Below are 2972 nucleotides of genomic sequence, written 5' to 3' on the forward strand. Positions count from 1 at the left end.
CTTTTATATCAGTAGATTTAGTAATATTAATTTGGTATTTACTTTTAAACTCGGGTAAAAGAATATCATCAATTTTGAAGATTTCATCAATATCAATTCCATATTTATCGTCAATGTGAGATGCTCCACCTTTTATGTTGAACTTTTTATAAAACAAAGTGTTTTTTACCTTTTTGATGGCTTCAGATTTATTCTTAGCTACAATTAATACTTTATGATGATATTCTTCAAACTCATTCTCTAAGTAGCCTCCTAAGTTAATAAAGAATAATTGTAAGTCTCGTTTTACATCACTTCTAGGTTGAATTTCAATTTTATATTGGTCAACAAAATTGATTTCTTTCCAACAATCAATATGTAATGTTTCCTTTGATTCGGGCCAAAAAGTAAACATAGTTGGAACTAGGTCTTTTAATTGTTCTCCCATACCAAAAAAAACATCATGTTGTTCTGTTAATCTGTTTTTTGGAGTGCATCCCAATAAAATCATGAATAATTTGGGTGGTTTCATCTTTTAAATCGATTTATTTTGATTATACCCCTAAAAAAATAGGGGGTAATTGATTTTTTTTAATATTTTTTTATATTTTTGTCTAGTAAAATTAATGGTATAATTTTAATAACGCAACTTTTATGTCAACATTTCGTTTTCAAGCTTTAGGAAAAGCAAGTAGTAGAAAACCAGTTTTCTTTGAAGAAACAGGTAGAAAATCAGAAATTTTTGGTTCAAATGTCTTTAATGATAAAGCCATGCGACAATTTTTAACGCCAGATGCTTACAAGGCTGTTAAAAGTGCTATCGAGCTCGGTACTAAAATTGATCGCAAAATAGCAGACTATGTAGCGATGGGAATGAAAGAGTGGGCATTATCAAAAGGAGTAACACATTATACGCATTGGTTTCAGCCATTAACTGGAACAACAGCAGAGAAACATGATGCTTTTTTTGAAACGTCATTTGATGGTTCGGATCCTGTTGAAAAATTTGGAGGTAGTCAGTTAGTGCAACAAGAACCAGATGCTTCTTCTTTTCCAAATGGAGGAATTAGAAATACATTTGAAGCGCGAGGTTATACTGCTTGGGACCCTACATCACCCGCATTTATTTTTGGAAGTACATTGTGTATTCCAACAGTTTTTGTTTCTTACACAGGTGAAGCATTAGATAATAAAACACCTTTACTTAGAGCTTTACATGCCATAGATAATGCGGCAACTGAGGTAGCTAAATATTTTGATAAGAATGTTAAAAAAGTGACTCCTACGCTAGGTTGGGAACAGGAATATTTTTTAGTTGATGCAGCCTTAGCAAATTCTCGTCCTGATATATTAGCAACAGGTAGGACATTGTTAGGTCACACTTCTTCTAAAGGGCAACAATTGGATGATCATTATTTTGGTTCTATTCCTACACGTGTGTTGCAATATATGAGAGAATTAGAGTATGAGTGTATGTTGTTAGGAATTCCGGTGAAAACGCGTCACAATGAAGTAGCACCTGGACAGTTTGAATTGGCTCCTATCTTTGAAGAAACAAATTTAGCGGTTGACCATAATTCTTTATTGATGGATGTAATGCAGAAAGTAGCTGAGCGTCATGATTTCAAAGTTTTATTTCATGAAAAACCTTTCAAAGGTGTTAATGGTTCAGGGAAACATAATAACTGGTCTTTAGCAACTGATACAGGTATAAATTTATTGTCTCCTGGTAAAACACCTATGAGTAATTTGCAATTCTTAACTTTTTTCATTAATACAATAAAAGCTGTTCATGATTATGAAGAATTATTAAGGGCTTCTATTGCATCAGCTAGTAATGATCACCGTTTAGGAGCTAATGAAGCACCTCCAGCCATTATTTCAGTTTTTATTGGACAACAATTAACTAAAGTTTTAGCTGAATTAGAAGGTGTAACCAAAGGTAAATTATCACCAGAGGAAAAAACAGATTTAAAGTTAAATGTTGTAGGTAAACTACCAGACGTTTTATTAGACAATACGGATAGAAATAGAACTTCTCCTTTTGCTTTTACGGGTAATAAGTTTGAATTTAGAGCTGTAGGCTCTTCTGCAAATTGTGCTGTTTCAATGACAACTTTAAATTCGATTGTGGCTAAACAATTAATTGATTTCAAAAATGAAGTGGATGCTTTGGTTGATAAAAAAGGGTTGAAAAAAGACGAGGCAATATTTAATATTTTAAGAGAATATATTAAACAAACAAAAAATATTCTATTTGAAGGAGATGGATATAGCGAAGCATGGGAAAAAGAGGCAAAAAAACGTGGATTGAGCAATCATAAAACAACTCCAAAAGCTTTAAAAGCTAAAGTTTCTAAGGAAGCAGTGAAGTTATTTGAAGAATTAGGTGTAATGAATCATGTTGAAGTTGAAGCGCGTTATGAGATTGAATTAGAGGAATATACTAAAAAAATTCAAATTGAAGGTAGAGTTTTAGGAGATATAGCTCGTAACCATGTTATTCCAACTGCAATAAAATATCAAAATACACTAATTGAAAATGTTAAAGGATTAAAAGAAATTTTTGGTAAAGATTTTGAAAAAATTGCTAAAGAACAAATTGGATTGATTAAAGAAATATCAGAACATATAGAAGGTATTAATATAAATATTGATGCTATGATTGAAGAGCGTAAAAAAGCCAATAATTTAGATAGTGCTGAAAAAATGGCTGATGCTTATTGCAATAACGTAAAACCTTATTTTGAGATTATTCGAGATCATTCTGATAAATTAGAGTTGTTAGTTGATGATGAAATGTGGACTTTGACAAAATATAGAGAGTTACTTTTTGTAAAATAAGAATATTTTATACTTTAAAAGAGGTTATTTCTAAAACTGAAATAACCTCTTTTTTAATACAATAAAAAGTTTTCTTTTTCGTTAAAAAATCAAGTTATAATTCTTAATCTTATTTATTTAATTATTAAAATCATTGAAATAGATTGTTC

2 protein-coding genes are annotated in these 2972 nt (G+C 30.6%); one reads left to right on the forward strand and one right to left on the reverse strand.

Going from position 1 to position 2972, the window contains the following annotated elements; genetic code table 11:
- Nucleotides 1-511: DUF1543 domain-containing protein (locus QZ824_RS11215; protein WP_291276103.1), on the reverse strand; the 511-nt coding region annotated here is incomplete at its 3' end.
- Between the two features lie 122 nt (nt 512-633).
- Here QZ824_RS11215 and QZ824_RS11220 point away from each other — a divergent pair.
- Entirely contained in the window at nt 634-2823 is a 2190-nt protein-coding gene (locus QZ824_RS11220) for a glutamine synthetase III (protein ID WP_291276104.1), read from the forward strand.
- The last annotated feature ends 149 nt before the right edge of the window (nt 2824-2972 follow it).

This window comes from Flavobacterium sp. (assembly GCF_021151785.1).
Lineage (GTDB): Bacteria > Bacteroidota > Bacteroidia > Flavobacteriales > Flavobacteriaceae > Flavobacterium.

What these genes read in the sequence shown, in the direction of transcription:
- QZ824_RS11220 (WP_291276104.1), top strand. Translation starts at nt 634, where the DNA reads ATGTCAACATTTCGTTTTCAAGCTTTAGGAAAAGCAAGTAGTAGAAAA.